This window comes from Sediminicola sp. 1XM1-17, from assembly GCF_037203765.1.
Taxonomy (GTDB): Bacteria; Bacteroidota; Bacteroidia; order Flavobacteriales; family Flavobacteriaceae; genus Sediminicola.
The window spans coordinates 79566-102559 of sequence record NZ_JBBCAS010000007.1 but is presented as its reverse complement, the minus strand read 5'-3'; the positions used below and the strand labels follow the sequence as shown (position 1 = coordinate 102559).

The following is a 22994-nucleotide window of genomic DNA, read 5'->3' as shown; positions in this document are numbered from 1 at the left end:
TTAGAATTAGTCGTTTTAAATATAGGAATAATATTCCTAAACCCTCTTTCTTTGGCGCTCTTAGGTGACGGGTATTAAGCTATTAAAAATATAGGCGGTAAAAATTGAGGCAATCGAAAATTTGCCCTAGTATTATTTACAATAAGAAAACCATTATTTTAGGCCACTGAATTAAATTCCTGGGTCACCTCTTGGAACCTGATAATGTAATTGGTCCCTTTTAGAGACAGGTCTTTGGTGATGGAGCCCTTCAACTGCCTCGCCAAATTGTGGATCAATTTAAGACCGAGGGATTTTGAGGTCTGAGGTGTAACGGTTTCTGGAAAGCCATCTCCATTGTCCCCAATATTCAAAATAAACCCTTTCTCGTCCTCCTGTTTCAGTTCTATATGTATAGTTCCTTCGGTATCGTCCTTGATACCGTATTTTAAGGCGTTGGTAATGGCCTCATTGATCAGTAGGCCCAATGGGATGGCAGTGTCTATGCCTAATTTGATATCTGGAATATCAATATTGAGCTTTACGTTGTTTTTGTTCCCCTTTACAGATCGGACCAAATACTGGCTCAATTCATGTACGTAGGTCTTATATTCAATCTTGGATAAATAATCGTCCCTCATATAGAGCATTTCATGGACCATGGCCATGGAGATGACCCTGTTTTGACTGCTCTTGATAAGACTTTTTATTTCTTCGTCCTCAATACTTCTAGATTGAAGGCTCAACAGACTGGATACCGTTTGAAGGTTGTTCTTCACACGGTGGTGTACCTCCCTTAAAAGTGTTTCTTTTTCTGAGATACGGTCTTCAATTTCACGCTTGGATTTATATAACCGGTGGTGTGCCTTCAAAAGGAACTTGCCAAATACTCCTCCGATCATGTATACAGAAAATAAGACACAGAATAAAGCAAACAGATCCCTATTGACCAAGGGAACTACATTTTCTGTAATGGCATACTGTGATGAACCCAATACATAGATCAATATGACAAGGCTCAAATTAAAATAGAGGTAAACTTTACCATATTGTCTGGTAGTGGCATAGGCAGCAAACACTATGATACCCAGTACAAAAATAAAAGGGCTATTGATGCCGCCACTATAAATGGTGACAACAACAGTTCCAATGGTAGCCAGTACGGAGGTTATATTATAGGTAAGAATAAGGTTGTCATGGAATTTGAATACCAACGTATTTATAAGGTTCAAAAGCCCAAAGGAAAGGAATACATAAGGAATAGGTTGGCCAATGTCCAATAAGAATAGGGATATTGGATAAAATATGAGCATCAAGGCAGAGGAAAGGTAGTTAACCCTATGTGTCAGTTTTATTTTATCCCTTAATCGATTATAGTCTTTGGTTGGCTTTATCATAGCTTGGTTTTTTAATCCTTAAACATCTGGAAATAAAAAAAACGTTTAGAATTAGTAAAGGCTTCAAAGAGTGCATCTCTGATAATTGGTAAAGCTAAATATGTTTTTGGATAAAATCAAAAACGGCAACCTTTTTTTGGTTGCCGTTTCTTTTAATTTCGCCTTATGGCATCTTTTTTTTTCTATAAAAAAGAAATGATAGAAAATAGTTTATAGAACTACTTCTCGGTAAGTACCCATTCACCTTTTTCTATAAGGGGCTCCGCTTGCTTATATTTTAAGCTTTTGCTTTCACCCGACATAATATTTTTAATGGTGACACGATCGTTACGCCCAATTTTGGCTTGCTCCCTTACAATGGTTTCTGTAACCTGGGGCCTTCCTCCTTGATTTTGGCCAACAGCTCTGTTTTGGGCTGCCAACTCGTCACTGTTGGGAATTTCTTCCTTAGTGGTCTGTAAGTTTTCCTTCGGCTTTTTGACCGTTCTTGCCTCTTGGATCTGATTGGTGTTCTCGGAAGGCAACTCTCCCTTAAAGAGAAAGGAAACAACTTCTTTGTTCACCTTTTCGATCATTCCCTTGAATAATTCAAAAGCCTCAAATTTATAGATCAATAAAGGATCTTTCTGCTCATGGACCGCCAATTGAACGGATTGTTTCAATTCGTCCATTTTGCGCAAATGGGTCTTCCAGGCATCATCTATAATGGCAAGGGTAATATTCTTTTCAAAATCTGTTACCAATTGTTTTCCATTACTTTCATAGGCCTCTTTTAGGTTGGTAACCACATTGAGTGATTTGATACCATCCGTAAAGGGAACTACGATCCGCTCAAATTTATTGGTATTGTCCTCATAGACCTTCTTGATTACCTGAAAGGCAGTGGTTGCACTGCGTTCCATTTTGGCCTTATAATGGTCGTATGCTGTCTTATAAATTTTACCTGCCGCTTCCTGTACGGGCATTTTTGAAAATTCTGCTTCCGTAATAGGGGAGGTGATCGAGAAATATTTGATCAATTCGAATTCAAAGTTCTTGTAATCACTGGCCATTTTATTCGATTCCACGATAACCTCACAGGTATCATAGATCATATTGGCAATATCTACCTGTAGTCTTTCTCCCTGCAGGGCGTGTTTTCTTCTTTTGTAGACCACCTCACGTTGGGCGTTCATCACATCATCATATTCCAAAAGACGTTTACGGACCCCAAAGTTGTTTTCCTCAACTTTCTTTTGTGCCCTTTCAATGGATTTTGTCATCATGGAATGTTGGATGACCTCTCCTTCTTCCAAGCCCATTCTATCCATCATTTTGGCTACCCTATCAGAACCAAAAAGTCGCATAAGGTTATCTTCCAACGAAACATAGAATTGGGAGCTTCCCGGATCTCCCTGACGACCAGACCTACCTCTCAACTGGCGGTCAACACGTCTGGAGTCATGTCTTTCTGTTCCTACGATGGCCAAACCACCGGCTTTTTTTACCTCACTGCTCAATTTAATATCCGTACCACGACCCGCCATGTTGGTCGCAATGGTCACAACCCCGGCATTACCTGCTTCGGCAACAATATCGGCCTCCTTTTTGTGAAGTTTGGCGTTCAGTACGTTGTGCGGTACTTTTCTGATGGTCAACATTCTGGATAGCAATTCTGAAATTTCTACCGAAGTTGTACCTATCAGTACCGGCCTTCCTGATTGGGAAAGTTTGGTGACTTCCTCAATAATGGCATTGTATTTTTCCCTTTTGGTCTTATAGATCAAGTCGTGTCTGTCGTCCCTGGCAATTGGTCTATTGGTAGGGATCTCCATTACGTCCAACTTGTATATTTCCCAAAACTCCCCAGCCTCTGTAATTGCGGTACCGGTCATCCCTGCCAATTTCTGGTACATCCTAAAGTAATTCTGCAAAGTAACCGTGGCGAAGGTCTGTGTCATCGCTTCGATTTTTACATTTTCCTTGGCTTCAATGGCTTGGTGCAGACCATCCGAGTACCTACGACCGTCCATGATACGACCGGTCTGCTCATCAACGATCATCACTTTGTTGTCCATGACCACATACTCCACATCTTTTTCGAAAAGGGTATAGGCTTTCAACAATTGGTTCAGGGTATGGATACGCTCACTTTTAATGGCAAAATCCTTGAAAAGTTCCTCTTTAAGATCGGCCTCCTCTTCTATATCCAGATTTTGGTTTTCGATCTTTGCAATTTCGTTCCCTATATCGGGCATCACGAAGAAATCTTTGTTTTGGTCACCGGAGATATAAGTTACCCCTTTGTCGGTAAGTTCGATCTGGTTGTTCTTTTCATCAATAACAAACAGGAGCTCCTCATCTATTTTGGGCATTTCCCTGTTATTGTCCTGCATATAATAGTTTTCTGTCTTTTGGAGCAGTTGTTTAACACCGTCCTCACTTAAAAACTTAATGAGTGCTTTGTTCTTTGGTAATCCCCTTTGTACGCGGAGCAAAAGGAATCCGCCTTCTTTGGTATCACCTTCCGATATCAATTTTTTGGCTTCTGCCAGAACACCGGTCAGGTATTGTCTTTGCGTGTGTACGATATCTGCAACCTTCGGCTTCAGCTCGTTGAATTCGTGACGGTCCCCTTCAGGAACCGGTCCCGATATGATGAGCGGGGTACGGGCATCATCTACCAATACGGAATCCACCTCATCCACAATCGCGTAATTGTGAGGTCTCTGTACCAGATCACCAGGGGTATGCGCCATATTGTCCCTTAGGTAGTCAAATCCGAACTCGTTATTGGTCCCGTAGGTAATATCTGCGTTATAGGCCGCCCTTCTGCCGTCTGAGTTCGGTTGGTGCTTATCGATACAATCAATGGTAAGTCCGTGGAACTGGAAGATTGGTGCCATCCATGCGCTATCCCTTTTGGCTAGGTAGTCGTTTACCGTAACCAAATGTACCCCTTTACCGGTTAGGGCATTCAGATACACGGGCAATGTGGCCACCAACGTTTTACCTTCTCCGGTCTGCATTTCAGCAATTTTTCCTTGGTGTAAGGCAATACCACCAATTAATTGTACATCGTAATGTACCATGTCCCAGGTAACCTGTTTTCCAGCAGCATCCCATGAGTTTTTCCAGATGGCTTGTTCGCCTTCCAAGGTCACGTAGTCTTTGGTGCCGGATAGTTCCCTATCAAATTCTGTGGCCGTAACCTGTAGTGTGGTATTGTTCGCAAAGCGTTTTGCAGTTTCTTTGACCACGGCAAAAGCTTCGGGAAGAATCTCGTTCAAGGTGTTTTCAGAGATTTTATAGACCTCTTCCTTCAACTTGTCTATTTCTGCATAGATATCCTCATTCTTATCGATATCAGCAGATGCCTTTACTTCTTTTAGCAGAACGTCGATCTGATCGTTCAAGCCTTTGCAGTCTTGTTGGATCTTGTTTTTGAAGGTGATTGTCTTTTGTCTTAGCTCATCATTGCTCAATCCTTCCAGTGCCTTTTCATAGGATTTGATCTTGTCTATGATAGGCTGTAGTTCCTTTACATCTTTTTTGGCCTTATCGCCAACAAATGCCTTTAGAACAGCGTTTAAAAAACTCATAACTCAATATATTTTAAATGAAACAAGGACCGCTGTACGCATACAGTAGCCAGTTTCTGTTCTCTATCTTTTCTTAGGGGTTGATTTGTTCAATTTTATGATTGGTCAGAAACCATATTGGTACCGTCAAAATTACATAAAAAAAAAGCCTCATGAGAGACTTTTTTAATGTAATTCCGTTAATTTTTATCTAATATTCGTCCTCATTCCAGAGGTAATCTTCTTCAGTGGGATAGTCTGGCCAAATTTCCTCGATAGATTCATAGATTTCTCCGCCTTCTTCTTCCATAGATTGAAGATTTTCAACCACTTCCAAAGGAGCACCTGTTCTAATTGCATAATCAATCAACTCGTCTTTGGTGGCTGGCCAAGGAGCATCACTTAAATATGAAGCCAATTCTAATGTCCAATACATCGCAATAGTATTATTTAATTTTTTGCAAAAATAATTTTTAAATTGACATAGTCAAGTTTTTTTCGATTTATTTCGGCAATTTTATTAACAATCATTTATATTCAATACTTTACTAACGCAAAAAAATGGAATTTATTAGTTTTTTTTCTCCGATACCCATTTTATTTCTTCGGCACCCAAATCCTGTGACAACTTTCTGGCCAGAACAAAGAGGTAATCAGATAGTCTGTTGATGTATGACAGTACGTGGTTGTCAAAGGGCTCGTTTTCCATTAAAAGGGTTGCCAATCGTTCTGCCCTTCTGCAAACGGTCCTAGCAATATGGCAATAGGATACAGTGGTGTGTCCGCCGGGGAGAATGAAATGCGTCATAGCCGGTAGGGCTGCGTCCATACAGTCCATTTCTTTTTCCAAATAGGAAATATCATCATCGGTGATCTTAACAATGTTCAATAGTTCCTTGCCGTTTTTTTGAACGGCTTTTTCAGGATCCGTGGCCAAAATTGCACCTATCGTGAAAAGCTTGTTCTGAATCAGTATCAGTGTATTTTTTGAATGCTCGTCTATATTTTGGTCTCTTATCAACCCCAACCAAGAGTTTAGCTCATCTATAGTGCCGTAGCTATCTATTCGGATATGGTGTTTGGATACCCTTTTTCCTCCGAACAGTGCCGTGGTGCCCTTATCTCCTGTTTTGGTATATATTTTCATGTATGGTATTTAATGCTGTTATTGAAAAAGCTTATTTTTTTTGATCCTCATCGGAACGATCCATAAATTTTCTGGACTTTCTTTTATTGATCCTTTTGCGGGTAATTATTAGATTAATGACAAATATTAACCCGAAAACGGCCAACAATATATAAATGGTATAATTCATGACGCTAGTTTAGGCACCCTAAAATTACAGGATTAAATCCGTATCTTAAAATGTTCCTCCACTTGTTCCCTTCTAAAGAAAATTACCGCACAATAATACAAGTCTACCGTAACCCTGACCCTGTCCGAGGTCTTTATTTGGTCCCAGAGTTGGGTATTCTCCTTGTTTTTGTAGATGCCCTTAAGTATGCCGATCGTGTTGTTGCCTATATTTTTGTTTTTTAATAGGTACGTTTCAACCATGCTATCATCACAGTCTGAAATAAAAATCAATTCTGATGAATTATCCGCCATATGGATATGGGGTCTAACTTTTTTTAAGTTGAGGGCCAATGGGTGTTCTGCAGGAACAACGGTTATGCTCCCACATTGGAAATAGTCTAAACTCTTGAGTACAATATTCTCTACCTTGTCATCCGCAAATTTATTTTTACGGTAAAGACATTGGGTAACATATTTAAATATGAAAGGGGAGTGCACCCCGTGCTCATTTTTGGAATGCCATAAAAACTTTAAATAAGATAGCAGTCTATGGAACATGGGCGTTGGCTTTGAGGATTATCCTTCCATAAGGGCGGAAAGTTCAAACCAACGTTCTGTTTTGGCTTCTATTTCTTCTTCTACTTCCTTTAATTCCAAGGATAATTTATCAATTTCCGTACCTTCAAGGGAAGGGTCTGCAAATTGATTTTGCAGTGTTACTTTCTTTTCCTCGAGACGTTGTATGGTCTTTTCTAAATTATTGTACTCCTTTTGGTCGTTATAGGAAAGCTTGACCGTTTTGCCTTCGTTTTTCCAAGTGTTTTTAACGGGTTTTGCTTCGGTGCTTTTTTCCTTTTCAGCCCTGTAATCAGCAACGGCGCTATCTTCATAGGCTCTGAAATCAGAGTAATTGCCGGGGAAATCTTCAATTTCGGCATTGCCCCTGAAAACAAAAAGATGGTCCACGATCTTGTCCATGAAATAACGGTCGTGGGATACTACGATCAGACAGCCGGGAAAATCCAAAAGAAAACTCTCCAGTACATTCAAGGTTACAATGTCCAGATCATTGGTAGGTTCATCAAGGATCAAAAAGTTGGGATTTTGTATCAGTACGGTACACAGGTATAACCTTTTTCTCTCGCCACCGCTTAACTTGTCCACGAAATCATATTGTTTCTTTCTGTCGAAAAGAAAGCGTTCCAATAATTGTTGTGCAGATATCTGTCGTCCTTTTTTTAAGGGGATATAATCTCCAAATTCACGAATGACATCAATTACTTTCTGCCCCTCCTTAATCGCAATTCCCTTTTGGGTATAGTAACCAAATTTAATGGTTTCACCTACGACAACTTTTCCGCTATCGGGCTTGTCTTCCCCAGTCAATATATTGAGAAAGGTAGATTTTCCCGTACCATTTTTTCCAATGATACCAATGCGTTCCCCTTTCAGAAAGTTGTATTCAAATTTGTCAAGGATAGGTTTTCCAGGATAGGCCTTGGAAATTTTATGTAGTTCCATGATCTTGCTGCCAAGACGTTCCATATTAAGTTCCAATTCTACATGGTGTTCCTTTCTTCTTTGGCTGGCCTTTTCTTTGATGGCTTGGAAATCGTCTATTCTCGATTTCGATTTGGTGGTCCTAGCCTTGGGTTGTCTGCGCATCCAGGTCAATTCCTGATTGTACAGTATTTTGGATTTGTGGTGTTCCACGGCCTCCTGCTCCAGTCTGGCTTCCTTTTTCTCCAAATAGTAGGAATAGTTGCCTTTGTAGGAATATAGTTGTCCATTGTCCAATTCAATAATTTCATTACAGACACGCTCCAAAAAGAACCGGTCGTGGGTCACCATGAACAGGGTGATATTTTCCTTGGCGAAATACGCTTCCAGCCATTCGATCATCTCTAGGTCCAAATGGTTGGTAGGTTCATCCAGTATGAGCAGATCGGGTTTGTTGATCAGGGCATTGGCCAGGGCCAATCGCTTTTTTTGTCCACCGGAAAGAACACCTACCTTAAGATTAAGGTCCTCAAACCTGAGCTTGGAAAGGATTTGTTTGTATTGGGTCTCAAAATCCCAAGCACTGTTACGTTCCATGGCCTCAAATGCCTTTTGGTAAAATTCGGCATCTTCCGGATTTTCCAGGGCTTTTTCGTATTGGGCAATAACGGTAAGAATTTCATTGTCCGAAGCAAAAATGGTTTCTTCAATGGTCAGCTCCGGATTTAAATCGGGCTCTTGGGAAAGATAGGAGACACGAATTCCTTTTCTGTAATTCACCTGTCCTGTATCGGGAGTGTCCAATCCTGCAAGAATATTTAGTATGGATGTCTTTCCGCTACCGTTCTTGGCAATTAAAGCGATCTTCTGGTCTTTGTTGATGCCAAAAGATAGGTCCTTGAATAGGACAAGTTCGCCATAGGACTTGGAAATGTTTTCTACAGTAAGTAGGTTCATGAATTTATTTTTTATTTCTTAATGTTTCTTTTTGACCAGTGCAGCAAAAAGAAGTAACGTACCGCCAGTGCCGCCAATATTGGGGCAATCAGTGGAGAAAATACCTGTATGCCAGTCAACCACACCAATGGGGTCAGCAAAAGCAATACGGTAATAAGCACAAAATATTTCTGCATCCATAGTGCCAATGGCTTGGTTCTGACCAAATAAAAGCAGGCAACAATATTCAATGGAAAGGCCCAAAGGATGTTTAAATTACCGGCTGTTGCCGAATGGTCTGTAAAAAACCAAAGGAAGACGATCAATAGTCCTGCGATACCCGTACTAAAAGATAAGAAAAAATCTAGCCATCTGCTACGACTGTTGTTCTTAAAATCGATGTAGGTGATCACTACCACAAGGACCAATAATGCCAAAACCCAGAAGAAAGGGGTCAGTAAAAAGTAGGTGTACGGGTCCAGGGATTCAAATTCCATAATGGATCTTTCCCTTTTTACCAAGGGCTCTTGGTTCAAATCCGTGTTGGCCATTTGATCCATGACATAAATGGGTAGGAACATATGTTCATTGGGACTTGCCTTTTTGTCAATGACAGATCCCAGTGCCAGATCAATACCAAAGGCAGACCATGAATTGGTCGTTAGACTTTGGTGGATGAGTTGCCTAAACGTGTAGCGCTGTATCAGGTGGCCGTCATAGTAGGAAATACGGTCTCCATAAACGGCATTCAGAACGTCCCTGATCTTGGAGGAGCAATTGTCGTAAAAGAAATCGTACTTGTAATCTCTGTTTTCAGGTTTATAGTTGTTTTCCAGAAATTCAAAAAGTGCCTTGGTTTCTGTAGGGTCAAGGTTCAGCAGCTGTTCCTGTACCCAGCGGTTTTCCATCTCGTAGGTCCATAGAAAATCTTCAAATTTCTGCCTGCTCAAGGAGTACAATAGTTTTCCCTGGGCGAATTTCATATAGAAATTGGGTGTGTTGAAATTAAATGTACCGTAGTTGTACACTACGTCAATGCCCAATACGGGATCTTGTAAGCGGAAAGCACTATGGCCAAAAGTGCTATATAATTCTTGGCCTGGTCCGCAGGTAATGATACTTATTTGGGCTTTGGGAGAAAGCTCCACTTCTTGGGAATTGGCCATCAGGGAAAAACCCAGGAGGACCAATAAAAAACGTAATTTCAATTGCATTCCAAAAACGGTTGAAGGGTACAAATTATTCTAATTGCCGACAAATATCGAATAAATAAAGGGATTACACATATGCATTTTTGTAGATTGTAAAAAAAAGGCAAACTATATTTAACGGATCTTTTAATTAAAAGCTAATTTTACCCTGTGGTTCATTTCTAAAGGAGTCAACCATCACTTTCAAACCCGTGACCATGAAAAGACAAATTCCAAATATCATAACTTTATTGAATGTTTTATGTGGCTGTATTGCCATTGTTTTTGCGGTTAGGAACGATCTGGAGTTGGCGGCATTATTTGTGTTTGCAGGAATATTTTTTGATTTTTTTGATGGTCTGGCGGCTCGGGTGCTCAAGGTACAGAGTGAGCTTGGTCTTCAGCTGGATTCCTTGGCGGATATGATTACCAGTGGTGTGGTCCCTGGGATAGTCATGTTTCAATTGTTGAAGATGTCCTCGGCGGGAGGTTGGAATCTGGAATTGGGTACCGGTTCGGCAAGCACGCTGTCACATGCTACCTCAGATCTTTCCGTTTTGCCATTCTTTGGTTTTCTGATAACCTTGGCCTCGGCTTACAGGTTGGCAAAATTCAATATCGATGAGAATCAGGTGTCTTCTTTTGTGGGGCTTCCAACGCCTGCCAATGCCTTGTTGATATTTTCATTGCCTTTGATTCTCTTGTACCATAACAACGATTTTTTGAACGGTATCATCTTGAACCAGTGGTTTTTGATCCCAATGACTTTGCTGAGTGCTTATTTATTGAATTCTAAAATAGAGCTCTTCGCCTTGAAATTCAAAAATTGGAGCTTCAGGGATAATGCCATACGCTATGTGTTTATCGGCGTATGTTTGGTATCCATAGGAACCATGAAGTTTTTGGCGATCCCATTTATTATTGTCTTTTATGTGGCCAGTTCCCTGGTCAATGGATTGAGGACAAAGAAATAATCTTGGACGGTTATTTAAGAGTTCTCAAATTACTACCATACGGGAAGTGTGCCACCAAGTTTTGAGATGCTCCTCTTGGATCTCTAGAAATCGAGCTTTTTCTTACGGAGCTCAAAATTCTGTCCCAGATAAACCTTGCGCACCATTTCATCTGCAGCCAAATCCTCTGGAATCCCTGACTTTAAGATCCCTCCCTCGAACATCAAGTACGACCTTTCTGTAATGGCCAACGTCTCCTGAACGTTGTGGTCCGTGATCAGGATGCCGATATTCTTGTTTTTCAGTTGTGCTACAATACGTTGGATGTCCTCTACTGCCACGGGATCCACCCCGGCAAAGGGTTCGTCCAATAGGATGAATTTAGGGTCGGTCGCCAAGGCCCTCGCAATCTCGGTCCGCCTTCGTTCTCCTCCGGATAAAAGGTCGCCACGGTTTTTGCGGATATGTCCCAAACTGAATTCCTCTATGAGGGATTCCATTTTCATGAGCTGTTCTTTTTTGCTCAATTTGGTAAGTTGCAGTACGCTTAGGATATTCTTTTCAATGCTCAGCTTTCTAAATACCGATGCTTCCTGTGCTAGATAGCCTATTCCGTTCTGGGCCCTTTTGTACATTGGAAATTTGGTGATTTCCATATTGTCCAGATAGATATTCCCGCTATTGGGTTTGATAAGGCCTACGATCATATAAAAGGAAGTGGTTTTACCTGCTCCGTTTGGACCCAAAAGGCCAACTATTTCACCTTGGTTTACTTCCAGGGAAATTCCTTTTACAACTTGTCGTCCTCTGTAGGACTTCATGATATTTTCTGCCCTTAACTTCATCTATCCTTATTATTTTCCAAATCTAACCCATTATATTTTTAAGGGGGCAGATTTGTCATTATTTTAACCTTCTTGTGTTTCCAGTGCCTCCCAATATTCGTAGGCCCTTCTCAAATGGGGGACAACTATGGTACCACCAACCAAAGTGGCTATTCCCAAAGTCTCCATTACTTCTGCTTTTGTTGCGCCTTCCTTATAGGAGCTTTCCAGATGGTATTTTACGCAATCGTCGCACCTAAGGACCGCGGAGGCAACCAGTCCGAGTAGTTCCTTGGTCTTGACATCCAACGCACCCGGAGCGTAGGCATTGGTATCCAGGTTAAAAATCCTTTTGATGATCTTATTGTTATCGGCCATCAGCTTTTCGTTCATCTTGGAACGGTAAGCATTAAATTCTTCAACTTGATTAGGCATTCTTTCTTAGTTTTTTAGCTTCTTGTCTTACAACGTAAGCGGATATATAAATACTTACTTGATATAATATTAAAATGGGGATGGCAACAATGATCTGGCTGGCCACATCCGGAGGGGTAATTACCGCGGATACGATCAAAACCACAACTAGTGAGATTTTTCTATATTTTTTTAGAATTTCCGGGGTCACCAGTCCTATTTTGGTCAAAAAGAAGATGATGATCGGAAGTTCAAATACGAGTCCGCACGCAATAACGGCGGCACGTACCGTAGAAATATAAGATCCCAAATCTATGTCGTTAAAAACTTCTTTACTTACCTGGTACCCACCTAAAAAGTTGATGGAAAGCGGGGCTACTACATAGTAACCGAACAATACGCCCGTAAAGAAAAGGGTGGAGGCGATAAAAATGAAACCTCTGGCATTATTTTTTTCTTTGGTATACAGTCCAGGGGAGATAAACTTCCACATTTCATAAAGGATATAAGGGAATCCCAAAATAAAACCAGCCCAAATGGAGGTCCATATATGTGCTGAAAATTGACCTGCCATTTCCCGGCTCTGTATTCTGAACAAAGGTTCCGTTCCGCAAAAGGCCTCGCTAAAGCCTAGCGCCTTGGAAAGGTGACAAAAGAGTTTATAGGTTGGGAAATCTGGTTTTTTTGGCCCGAAGATGACGGTGTCAAAAATGAAATCCTTCATGATAAAGGCAACTAATCCTATGATCAATACCGCTATGGTCGATCGGATTAAATGCCAGCGCAATTCCTCGAGATGGTCAAGAAAAGACATCTCATTGTGATTTTTGCTTTTAGCCATTACAATATACCTTCGTTGATTAAGTTGTGCAAATGTACTACTCCCATGTAATTTTCACCGTCCATAGCGAGTAATTGTGAAATCCCTTTTTCTTGCATCAGTTCAAGGGCATTTATAGCCAAGACATCGGCTTGGATTGTTTTTGGGGTGGCTGTCATGATATCCTTGGCCGTAAGCCCCGAAATATTGTCGAATTTATTGAGCATTCTTCGTATATCCCCGTCAGTGACGATTCCTACGACCTTCCCATTTTCCAGGACAGCGGTTACACCCAACATTTTCTCAGAAATCTCCACGATGACCTTTCTTACATCAGAATCCAAATCGACTTCTGGCCTCATATTGTTGGTTGCTATGTCCGAGACCCTTAGGTACAATCTTTTGCCCAAGGCACCCCCCGGGTGGTATTTGGCAAAATCCTTACTGCTGAAACCTCTTAATTCCAATAGGCAAATGGCCAATGCATCCCCCATCACCAATTGCGCGGTGGTGCTCGTGGTAGGAGCCAAATTGTTTGGGCAGGCCTCTTTTTCCACGAATGTATTCAATTTAAAATCGGCATGGGTAGCCAAAAATGAATCCATATTACCGGTCATCCCTATCAATTTGTTATTGCCGCTTTTTATCAAAGGGACCAACATTTTTATCTCAGGCGTGTTGCCACTTTTGGAAATACAGATCACGACATCATCGTCCTGTATGGTACCAAGATCACCGTGGATGGCGTCCGCGGCATGCATGAAAATGGAAGGCGTTCCAGTGGAATTTAGCGTGGCCACAATTTTGGAGGCAATAAGGGCGCTCTTTCCAATTCCTGAAATAACTACCCTGCCTTTCGATCGGTAGATAAGTTCAACGGTCTGGGCAAACTCCTCCGTTACAAGGGAACCCAAATTTTGAATTGCTTCCGCTTCCGTGGCAATGGTTTTTTTTGCTATGTTGAGTATAGCTGTGGTGTCGCTCAATGTAATAATAGAATTATGTGATTGAATTACTAAAAGAATGTATTATATTTAATATTGCAAAATTACATAAACTATATTTTATAGTATATTTAAAATTTCAATAATTAAATTTGTGGGAGGCGTTTTGCCAAAGGTAAAAAGCCGTATATTAAGAGATGAAGTTTTGCTCCTTGAAATCAAAGGGTGATGATAATAAAATTGAAAGGAATGGTATGGGTTTGAATGAAATGGATATACATGCCTCATTAAAAAAATACTTTGGATTTTCTAAGTTCAAAGGTCTTCAAGAACAAGTCATAAATAATATAGTACAAGGCAACAATACCTTTGTGATCATGCCAACAGGTGGGGGTAAATCCCTATGCTATCAGTTGCCTGCCCTAATGCAGGAAGGGACCGCCATTGTGGTGTCTCCATTGATTGCATTGATGAAGAACCAGGTGGATGCCATTCGCGGGATCTCTTCGGAAAATGGTATTGCACATGTCTTGAATTCCTCTTTGACGAAAACCGAAATTAGACAGGTAAAGGATGATATTACCAATGGGATTACCAAATTGCTTTATGTAGCTCCTGAATCCCTTACGAAGGAAGAATACGTAGATTTCTTACAGTCGGTGAAAATTTCTTTCGTCGCTGTTGATGAAGCGCATTGTATCTCTGAATGGGGACATGATTTTAGGCCGGAATATCGCAATTTACGAACCATTATTGCCAGATTGGGCGACAATATTCCCATTATTGGCCTAACAGCTACGGCTACACCAAAGGTACAGGAGGATATCATTAAAAATTTGGGCATAACCGAAGCCAAGGTCTTTAAGGCATCCTTTAACAGGCCAAACCTGTTCTACGAGGTACGGCCAAAAACAGCAAATGTAGATGCGGATATTATCCGTTTTGTAAAACAAAATTCGGGCAAATCGGGCATCATCTACTGTTTGAGCCGCAAGAAGGTGGAAGAATTGGCCCAAGTGTTACAGGTCAATGGTATCAGTGCTGTTCCTTACCATGCCGGATTTGATGCAAAAACACGTTCAAAATACCAAGATCTGTTTTTGATGGAAGGTGTGGATGTGGTGGTAGCGACCATTGCTTTTGGGATGGGGATCGACAAGCCGGATGTGAGGTATGTCATTCATCATGACATGCCCAAAAGTATCGAAAGCTATTATCAGGAAACAGGTCGCGCTGGTAGGGATGGTGGCGAGGGACACTGCCTTGCTTTTTATTCCTATAAGGATATTGAGAAATTGGAGAAGTTCATGTCAGGGAAACCCGTTGCGGAACAAGAAATTGGAAATGCCCTATTACAGGAGGTCGTGGGTTATGCCGAGACTTCCATGTCCAGAAGAAAGTTCATCCTTCATTATTTTGGGGAAGAATTTGATGAAGTGAAAGGGGAAGGGGCTGAGATGGATGACAATACCAGAAACCCCAAGGAAAAGCAGGAAGCTAAAGATGATGTGGTGAAACTTATCAAAGTGGTACAGGGTACCAATGAAAAGTTTAAATCCAAAGAAATAGTAAAGACCTTGACCGGAAAGGTCAATGCTTTGATTGCCTCCCATAAAACGGATGAAAAACCGTTTTTTGGTATAGGAAGTGAAAAAGATAAGGGGTATTGGATGGCCCTGATAAGACAGACGTTGGTGGCTGGCTTGTTGAAAAAGGAAATTGAGCAATACGGAATTCTCCATGTGACGGAAAAAGGGGCCGGTTTTCTGAAAAACCCTTCCTCCTTTATGATGACCATGGATCATGTCTACAGCCAGGAGGCCGATGATGCCATTGTAAGTGCAGCCAAGACAGCCGGAGGCGTGGCCGATGAAAATCTGTTGCAATTGTTGAAGGACCTCAGAAAAAAGGAAGCCAAAAAATTGGAGGTACCTCCTTTTGTTGTTTTCCAAGATCCCTCCTTACAGGATATGGCCCTTAAATATCCCATTACTGTAGAGGAATTGGTGAATATCCACGGGGTGGGCGAAGGCAAAGCCAAAAAATATGGGAAACCGTTTGTAAATTTTATCGCCAATTATGTGGAGGAAAACGATATCCTGAGACCAGACGATCTTGTAGTGAAGAGCACGGGAGCAAATTCTGGTCTTAAACTATATATCATACAGAATATTGACAAAAAATTGCCACTCGATGATATTGCCGCCGCAAAAGGCCTGGAGCTTTCCGAGTTGATCAAGGAAATGGAGCAGATCGTATTTAGCGGTACCAAACTCAATTTGAGCTATTGGGTAGATGAAATATTGGATGACGACCAGCAGGAAGAAATACACGAGTACTTTTTGGAGGCCGAGACGGACAATATCGAAGAAGCTGTCAAAGAATTTGATGGGGATTACGAAGATGAGGAACTCCGATTGTACCGTTTAAAGTTTATCAGTGAGGTAGCCAATTGATGTTGGACCCTGGAATAAAAAAAATCCCCTTGAAGATTCAAGGGGATTTTTTTGTTTTAAGATTAGTACTGGTTGTCGAAACTACCCGTCGAAACCAAAGCTACAATGGTTCCAAAGAATATTATAATGGCCAAAATAAATACTATGGAAATGCCCATCCCAATATAGGATAGTATTTTGGCAGTTTTGACATTTTCAAATCCAGAATATAATTCCGGGTTTTCATAGTATAGCTTTTCGGCTTTGCCAGCACTTACCAATCCGATGATGCTGAAAATAATTCCGAAAGGACCGCAGCAGACAAATGGGACTATTATGGAAATTATTCCCATGGCCACAGCATTGCTCGCTCCTGGTAACGGTTCCCTGTACATGTCCTTGTGTTATTGATTGTTTAGATAGTCTTCCATCCGTTCCCTTATCAACTCCTCATCTTGGGACATGATTGCGTCCCAGCCTATAATGGATATTACCCATATGAACATCAATATAACCATAATGTTCAATACCAAGCCAATGATGGCCAGGACCTTCCCGGTCTTTACCGAGTTATAATCGGTGTACATTTCAGGATTGGCTTTAAAGAGGTTGGCCGATTTGTTGGCCAAAATCAAGGCGATGACCGACAGTATTAAACCAAGAATCCCATAGCACCAGCAAAGCACAATGGACGCAATACTCAGTACAATGATCAAAGTGGCATTCGGTAATTTGTGTTGTTCCATAAATTAAGGTTTAGTTTAAAATTTAGCTATAAAGTTGGTGATTATTAGTGATACGGTAATAACGGTCAAGGTAATAATTACCTTCCCTGCGTGCTTAACGGGATAAAAATTATTGTACAGAACAAATCCCAAAAGTGGTATTAGTGGATATATGGCGGGGTACATCAAAAAGGCTTCCTTGAATTCTCCATGTAGCAATAAGGCCATGGCCCTTTGTAGGCCACATCCGGGACAATCAATGCCCAAGAATTTTTTATTGAGGCAAGGAAGCATAAAATCATCCAAAGAAAATAGCAACGAAATAAGGTGTATTTTCATGAAAATAGATTCTTTTGCTGAAAATTACTATTAATTTTGGGGAATGAAAACAAAACGAATTATTTATTTTTTGCTCATTATTTCTGGTGCTGTGATCATGGGCGCAGGTGAAAATTACATGGAAAAGGAATATGCCTTGTGCATCGGTATTGTTTTGTTGATGTTCGGAATATACAAATCCACGCAGATCTGGAGTGATGGTGGTGAAGGAAAGACAACGGGAGAAAATGACCAATCATGAGTAAATTTAAGATAGGGGATAGGGTAGAGACCGTAGATGATGTCCTTGTTGGGGTGGTAAGGGCCATTCAGGGAAATTTTATTTCCATAGAAACCGATGAAGGATTTATGCTTCGTTTCCAGCCTGAGGAACTGATGTTGGTCAATAATTCTATCGATATAACGGTCAATAATTTTGAGGTGGCACAGATCAAAAAGGAAAAGGAAATCCCCAAAAGAAGAAATACCCAGGCCGTGAAGCCCAAAGAGAGGAGTGCCCCAAAAATGGAGGTGGACCTACATATCCATCAACTGGTGCCTTCGAACAGGGGAATGAGCAATTATGAAATTTTAAATATCCAGTTGGATGCGGCAAAAAGGCAGTTGGAGTTCGCTATGAGCAAGCGTATCCAAAAGGTCGTATTTATACATGGAGTGGGTGAAGGGGTGCTGAAGGAGGAATTGTATTATCTCTTCAAAAGATACGAGAATGTCAAATATTACGATGCAGATTACCAGAAGTATGGATTAGGCGCCACCGAGGTCTATATCTATCAAAATGCGTAATTCTCAATTGGTAGTGGTGACCACTCCAAAATCATTGATGCTTAAATCCGTGATCCTGGATCCATCGTCATTGACCAATGAAATGTCACTTAGTTGGATGGTGTGTTCATAGGTGATCCCATCTTCCAATAGAATGGTGTTAACAAGTACTTTTCCATCTACCGCTTCAATTTCATCAATTACGGTTGGCGTTTGAGGAGGTAGGGCATCGCAGAAATAATTCTTACTGACATTGGCAGAAAAGATCCTATAGGTAATCTTGGAATTGGCGGGAATGGCACTCTCTATGGTACCATTGGAAACTTCATTCTTTAAAACGCCTGAGGCAAGGGTCAGTATTAAGGCTTCATCCCCACTGATCTTAAAAAATACCTGGGTCTCCGTGGTAGCCGTTCCACAAAAATCTATGGAACTATCGTCAAAGTTCAACGTTTCTATTTGAAGGTCACCATCATCACAGGACAGAAATAAACCCAAAAAGACAAAAAGAATAACTTGTTTCATGCGTCAAATTTAATTCAAATAAAGGGGATTTTCCTATAGCTTTTGACTCAATTTCGGAGAAATTAACTTTATTTAATTTATTTTTGAACTTTATACAATCTGAAATCTGATTCATGCAAAGAGTATATCTGGATAGTGCTGCTACAACGCAGGTAAGGGAAGAAGTTATAGTGAAAATGCAAGATGCCCTAGTTAATTTTTATGGAAACCCATCTTCTACCCATAGTTTTGGGCGCTCCGCCAAAACCGCCGTTGAAAAGGCCAGAAAAACTATTGCCAAGGAACTCAATGCACAACCCTCTGAGATCATCTTTACTTCCGGGGGAACAGAGGCAGATAACATGATCTTAAGGGGTGCGGTCAGGGACTTAGGGGTGAAAACCCTGATCACCTCCAAAATTGAGCACCATGCCGTGCTACATACCGCAGAGGAATTGGCCAGAGAATATGGGATAGCCCTGCATTTTGTGAATTTGGATTCCTTTGGAAATCCTGATATATCCCATTTGACCCAATTGCTGCAACAGGATGATTCCAAGAAATTGGTGAGTCTGATGCATGTCAACAATGAAATAGGCAATAAAATAGATATCGATGCCATCGGTAAGCTTTGCGCGGACAACCAAGCGCTCTTCCATTCCGATACAGTGCAATCCATTGGTCATTACGAATGGGATGTAAAAAAGACACCAATTGATTTTCTAACAGCTGCCGCTCATAAATTCCATGGACCAAAGGGTATTGGTTTTGCTTATATTCGAAAAAATACAGGGCTTAAGCCCCTCATATTTGGGGGTTCCCAAGAACGTGGGTTTAGGGCCGGAACAGAATCTTTTCACAACATCGTTGGTTTGGAGGAAGCCTTTGTGGCGGCATATGAAAACCTTGACCAGGAGCGTCAATATATTACCGAGCTGAAAAAATACTTTATAGAAAAGCTGGGCAAGGAACTTCCGGAAGCAAAATTCAATGGGCTTTCGGCAGATATGGTGCGAAGTACCTACACCTTGGTCAACGTTTGTCTGCCCTTTAGTGAGGAAAAGGCCATGATGTTGCTATTTCATTTGGATCTTAAGGGTATTGCGTGTTCCAAGGGTAGTGCCTGTCAGTCCGGAAGTGATCTAGGATCCCATGTACTGGTGGAGGTCCTTTCCAAGGAGGATCTCAAAAGGCCATCACTGCGATTCTCCTTTTCAAAGTACAATACCAAGGAAGAGTTGGATTATGTGATCAACATATTGAAAGAGTACGCCAACGATTAACCTTTCTTTCTGTTTTTTGCTTTTTCCCGCTCGTACGGAAATTTACGGGTGGCAGATTTCATCATGCCATCAATCAGGTCATTGGTGTTTTTGCCTGATTTTTTGTTGATCTCCTTTTCGTACTTCCACAATAATTTTCCGGTTTCCCCATCACTGATCTTCATCCCGATACGACCGTAATTGGAATCCCCCAATAGATAATCGATCAAACTGAAATCGGAAGGGATGCCTTTGGAAAGCAATATGTTGATGTCCAGGTTGCCACTGATGATACCATCTACTTCCAGTATTTTGCAGAGCTCCTTTATGGTGTACACATCTATATTGTCATAGTCAATATCATTCTTGGCCAAAATCGCATTGGTGTTTTTGATATTTTGAAATTCCACCGAAAATTTCTTTTTCTTCTTTATTCTGGAAAAATAGATCTCCAGGGCATCCTGTACCGCATATCCCTCCTTCTTTTCCAAAGCCTTAAGCTCCCCTTTGGATATGTTGTCCTTGAGTTCCAAATTCGTCAAAAAGGGTATGATGGCCAATACTTCATGTTCACTGCTCAGTGCCTCAAATTTGTCACTTTCGTAGATGTTCTTTTGGGCATTCAATACCACCGTGGTACAGAGAAATAAGTAAAATAAATTCTTTTTCATCGCTATCATTCTAAAATCGAGTCCCAATCTTTAGGTTCAATACCCGGGATGTCATAAAATTGGGAACTGCATATTCCTGTTTGCCGTCCACATCCCTCACCCAAGTATTGGTTATGGAGTTTTGATTATTAAAGAGGTTGAAAATTTCAAATCCAATATTCAATTCCTTAAACCCATGGAGCCAATGATTATCTGGATATGTTGTCTTGGCGTCCACAAAAATATGGGAAATTCCCAAATCTGCCCTCCTATAATCCCTTAATCTGTTCTGAAAGTTGTACGGATCGGCATAACTTGGTGATCCCCCAGGAACACCTGTATTGTATACAAGGTTTAAATACATCTTTAGATTTGGGATATTGGGCACATAGTCCTGGAAGAGGACCCCAAATTTTAACCGCTGGTCCGTTGGTCTGGATATATATCCCCTATCATTGATGTTTTCCTCGGTTTTAAGATAGCCCACACTGACCCATGACTCCGTGCCGGGAACAAAGGCCCCGTTCATCCTTACCTCGCCTCCATAAGCATAGCCCTTTGCATTATTGGTTGCAGCATACCTGATTCTAACGTCTTCCAACGTGTAAGGGTTAATGTTGTTTAATTTTTTGTAGTAGACCTCACTGTGCAAAGTAAAGGGGCTGTTCCATAGTATAAAGCTGTATTCATTGCCGAGAACGGTGTGTACGGACTTTTGAGCTTTGACATCGGTGTGAACGGTCCCTTCGCGATCCCGTAATTCTCTGTACATGGGAGGCTGTTGGTATAGGCCACCGGAAAGCGTAAACAGCATATCCAGATCCCAATTGGGTTTTATGGACAATTGGGCACGGGGGCTGACAATGATATGGGAAGACCTCTCCATATTTTTTCCGATGATAGTCCATTGCTGGGCCCTTAGGCCAACATTGTAATATAGGTACTGGCCAAGCCACTCCAATCTATTGCTAAGCTGACCAAATACAGAAAACCTATTGGTCTGCACGAAATTTTGGGACCTCACCCCGTCATAGGGAACAATGTCACCATCAAATGGGCTTATGGGCTGGTTGTTCTGGAATTCCCTATTTGGTGGTCTTACGGAAAATCCCAAGGAGTCCAAAAATTCGGATTCCCTGAGTTGGTCCCTGATATCTTCATGGGAATAAGACACTCCCCATTCCAAAAGGCTGGAGTTTTTGGCATATGATCCACGATGTGATATATTCAGGATCAAGGCATCCAATTCATTTCTGGCCCTATTGAACTGTGCGCCTATTCCCCTGGAGGCGATAATTGCGCCGGTATTGTCACTGCCCAAATCGGTATCAACCTCACCCAACTCATAGCTTGCAAATACATCGGAATATTCTTCTTCAGTGGTATGGAACAATGATGTGGTCAGATCTAATTTTAAATGATCATTGGCCTGATAACTGGAAATAACACCCCCTTGGGCAGTTTGAAACCTATTATTTTCCCTTCCTTGATAATAGACCAATAGGGCCCTGGGGTTGTCCAAAGTCCCAAAATTTGTTTGTCTCGTCAAAGGTTCGTTTTGGTAATCGTTCAGGGAATAGGCTCCCAAAACTCCAATATGTACTTTATTGGAAACCCTATAATTGAGAAAAGACTGTACGTCGGCAAATGTAGGATTGAAATTAGATTTGGTTTGCTGACTGTTGACCAATAGGCTATTGTTTCTATAGCGGATCCCTGTGATGGAAGAGAGGTTCCTGTTTTTTGATATGGTCTCAAGTGCAGTGCTCATCCCCAGTAGGCTTGCGTTGGCTTGGAGGGCAAACTCCTTGGGTTTTTTGTAGGTGATATCAAGGACGGATGATAATTTGTCTCCATATTTTGCCTGAAAGCCCCCTGGAGAAAATTCCAGTTTTTGCACCATATCGGAATTGATAAAACTCAGGCCTTCCTGTTGACCGGATCTGATGAGAAATGGCCTGTACACCTCAATTCCATTGACATAGACCAAATTTTCATCGTAATTGCCCCCTCTGACCGAGTATTGGGTGCTCAGTTCATTGTTGGAAGTTACCCCTGGCAATAATTTCAATACATTTTCAACGCCCGCATTTGCTCCTGGAATACGTCTTATTATTTCTGGTGGAACGGTAGTAATTCCAGTGATGCGTTTTTCACCAGATGCTGTTACAGTGACTCCGTCCACTTGGGTAACTCCTTCTTTTAAGATGGGATGGAACTCAAATGTCTCGTTCGATGAAAGAATCAAATTCTCCAGGATGATATCCTTGTGTCCTATATGGGAGAAGGTTATGGTTGTTTTTTGTTCAGAAACGATCTCAAGGGCGTAGAAACCATTTTTATCTGTGAAAGTGCCTTGATACGTGGAACTTACATTGACGTTGCCCAAGGGCTCGTTATTATTGTCCATAACGACACCGGTGATGGTGGCTGTCTGCCCATTGGAAAAATTCCAAAGGCAAAATGTCAGTAAGAGGAGTACTGTTCTAAGACACTTCAA

Annotated in this window: 22 protein-coding genes; 5 read left to right on the top strand and 17 right to left on the bottom strand. The window is 41.3% G+C overall.

What is annotated here, in order from left to right:
- Positions 1–158: 158 nt before the first annotated feature.
- The 7 genes from WAA86_RS11655 to WAA86_RS11625 all read right to left on the bottom strand — a co-directional run bounded on the left by WAA86_RS11655 (position 159) and on the right by WAA86_RS11625 (position 9883).
- The gene (locus tag WAA86_RS11655) at positions 159–1376 is read right to left on the bottom strand and encodes a sensor histidine kinase (RefSeq protein ID WP_337301185.1); all 1218 of its coding nucleotides are present in this window, start codon (positions 1374–1376) and stop codon (positions 159–161) included.
- A 218-nt stretch (positions 1377–1594) separates the two neighbouring features.
- Complete coding sequence (secA, locus tag WAA86_RS11650; protein ID WP_337301184.1) at positions 1595–4957, bottom strand: preprotein translocase subunit SecA; 3363 nt, start codon at positions 4955–4957, stop codon at positions 1595–1597.
- 190 nt (positions 4958–5147) lie between these two features.
- Positions 5148–5372 carry a DUF2795 domain-containing protein gene (locus WAA86_RS11645; RefSeq protein ID WP_013551418.1) on the bottom strand — a complete coding sequence of 75 codons (225 nt, stop codon included), beginning with the start codon at positions 5370–5372 and terminating at the stop codon, positions 5148–5150.
- 135 nt (positions 5373–5507) lie between these two features.
- On the bottom strand, positions 5508–6083 hold the full coding sequence (locus WAA86_RS11640) for a cob(I)yrinic acid a,c-diamide adenosyltransferase (protein ID WP_337301183.1): 576 nt from the start codon (positions 6081–6083) through the stop codon (positions 5508–5510).
- Positions 6084–6284: 201 nt separating this feature from the next.
- Positions 6285–6791 (bottom strand): hypothetical protein, encoded by a 507-nt coding sequence (locus tag WAA86_RS11635; RefSeq protein WP_337301182.1) that lies wholly within the window; start codon positions 6789–6791, stop codon positions 6285–6287.
- 18 nt (positions 6792–6809) lie between these two features.
- Positions 6810–8690, bottom strand: a complete 1881-nt coding sequence (locus tag WAA86_RS11630; protein WP_337301181.1) for an ABC-F family ATP-binding cassette domain-containing protein — start codon at positions 8688–8690, stop codon at positions 6810–6812.
- Between the two features lie 11 nt (positions 8691–8701).
- Positions 8702–9883, bottom strand: coding sequence for an Lnb N-terminal periplasmic domain-containing protein (locus tag WAA86_RS11625; protein ID WP_337301180.1), 1182 nt, complete (start codon positions 9881–9883; stop codon positions 8702–8704).
- A 194-nt stretch (positions 9884–10077) separates the two neighbouring features.
- Here WAA86_RS11625 and WAA86_RS11620 point away from each other — a divergent pair, with 194 nt between their 5' ends.
- Entirely contained in the window at positions 10078–10833 is a 756-nt protein-coding gene (locus WAA86_RS11620) for a CDP-alcohol phosphatidyltransferase family protein (protein ID WP_337301179.1), read from the top strand.
- Positions 10834–10916: 83 nt separating this feature from the next.
- Here WAA86_RS11620 and lptB read toward each other — a convergent pair whose 3' ends face one another.
- From lptB to WAA86_RS11600, 4 genes are all read right to left on the bottom strand, one after another.
- Complete coding sequence (gene lptB / locus WAA86_RS11615; RefSeq protein WP_337301178.1) at positions 10917–11657, bottom strand: LPS export ABC transporter ATP-binding protein; 741 nt, start codon at positions 11655–11657, stop codon at positions 10917–10919.
- Between the two features lie 63 nt (positions 11658–11720).
- Positions 11721–12071 (bottom strand): carboxymuconolactone decarboxylase family protein, encoded by a 351-nt coding sequence (locus WAA86_RS11610; RefSeq protein WP_337301177.1) that lies wholly within the window; start codon positions 12069–12071, stop codon positions 11721–11723.
- A complete protein-coding gene (gene tatC / locus WAA86_RS11605; protein WP_337301176.1) occupies positions 12064–12891 on the bottom strand; it encodes a twin-arginine translocase subunit TatC in 828 nt (275 codons plus the stop codon). Before tatC ends, WAA86_RS11610 begins: the two co-directional genes overlap by 8 nt.
- On the bottom strand, positions 12891–13856 hold the full coding sequence (locus WAA86_RS11600) for a KpsF/GutQ family sugar-phosphate isomerase (RefSeq protein ID WP_337301175.1): 966 nt from the start codon (positions 13854–13856) through the stop codon (positions 12891–12893). The genes tatC and WAA86_RS11600 overlap by 1 nt, the downstream gene beginning before the upstream one ends.
- Positions 13857–14068: 212 nt before the next feature.
- On the opposite strand from WAA86_RS11600, the gene recQ reads away from it, so the two are divergent.
- Positions 14069–16270: a DNA helicase RecQ gene (recQ, locus tag WAA86_RS11595; RefSeq protein ID WP_337301174.1), complete on the top strand. Its 2202-nt coding sequence runs from the start codon at positions 14069–14071 to the stop codon at positions 16268–16270.
- Positions 16271–16332: 62 nt separating this feature from the next.
- On the opposite strand, the gene WAA86_RS11590 is transcribed toward recQ, so the two are convergent.
- From WAA86_RS11590 to WAA86_RS11580, 3 genes are read right to left on the bottom strand one after another with little or no spacing between them, the layout of a single operon-like run.
- The gene (locus tag WAA86_RS11590; protein WP_337301173.1) at positions 16333–16644 is read right to left on the bottom strand and encodes a CCC motif membrane protein; all 312 of its coding nucleotides are present in this window, start codon (positions 16642–16644) and stop codon (positions 16333–16335) included.
- Positions 16645–16653: 9 nt separating this feature from the next.
- Positions 16654–16995 (bottom strand): CCC motif membrane protein, encoded by a 342-nt coding sequence (locus WAA86_RS11585; RefSeq protein WP_337301172.1) that lies wholly within the window; start codon positions 16993–16995, stop codon positions 16654–16656.
- A 15-nt stretch (positions 16996–17010) separates the two neighbouring features.
- Positions 17011–17313: a DUF2752 domain-containing protein gene (locus WAA86_RS11580; protein ID WP_337301171.1), complete on the bottom strand. Its 303-nt coding sequence runs from the start codon at positions 17311–17313 to the stop codon at positions 17011–17013.
- A 43-nt stretch (positions 17314–17356) separates the two neighbouring features.
- Here WAA86_RS11580 and WAA86_RS11575 point away from each other — a divergent pair, with 43 nt between their 5' ends.
- Positions 17357–17554, top strand: coding sequence for a hypothetical protein (locus tag WAA86_RS11575; RefSeq protein WP_337301170.1), 198 nt, complete (start codon positions 17357–17359; stop codon positions 17552–17554).
- Positions 17551–18099, top strand: a complete 549-nt coding sequence (locus WAA86_RS11570; protein ID WP_337301169.1) for a Smr/MutS family protein — start codon at positions 17551–17553, stop codon at positions 18097–18099. Before WAA86_RS11575 ends, WAA86_RS11570 begins: the two co-directional genes overlap by 4 nt.
- A gap of 3 nt (positions 18100–18102) precedes the next feature.
- Here WAA86_RS11570 and WAA86_RS11565 read toward each other — a convergent pair whose 3' ends face one another.
- Positions 18103–18603: a hypothetical protein gene (locus tag WAA86_RS11565; RefSeq protein WP_337301168.1), complete on the bottom strand. Its 501-nt coding sequence runs from the start codon at positions 18601–18603 to the stop codon at positions 18103–18105.
- A 113-nt stretch (positions 18604–18716) separates the two neighbouring features.
- Here WAA86_RS11565 and WAA86_RS11560 point away from each other — a divergent pair, with 113 nt between their 5' ends.
- Complete coding sequence (locus WAA86_RS11560) at positions 18717–19865, top strand: cysteine desulfurase family protein (protein WP_337301167.1); 1149 nt, start codon at positions 18717–18719, stop codon at positions 19863–19865.
- On the opposite strand, the gene WAA86_RS11555 is transcribed toward WAA86_RS11560, so the two are convergent.
- Together WAA86_RS11555 and WAA86_RS11550 are read right to left on the bottom strand one after the other, a co-directional pair.
- On the bottom strand, positions 19862–20515 hold the full coding sequence (locus tag WAA86_RS11555; RefSeq protein ID WP_337301166.1) for a hypothetical protein: 654 nt from the start codon (positions 20513–20515) through the stop codon (positions 19862–19864). The genes WAA86_RS11560 and WAA86_RS11555 overlap by 4 nt on opposite strands.
- A gap of 10 nt (positions 20516–20525) precedes the next feature.
- On the bottom strand, positions 20526–22994 hold the full coding sequence (locus tag WAA86_RS11550; protein WP_337301165.1) for a TonB-dependent receptor: 2469 nt from the start codon (positions 22992–22994) through the stop codon (positions 20526–20528).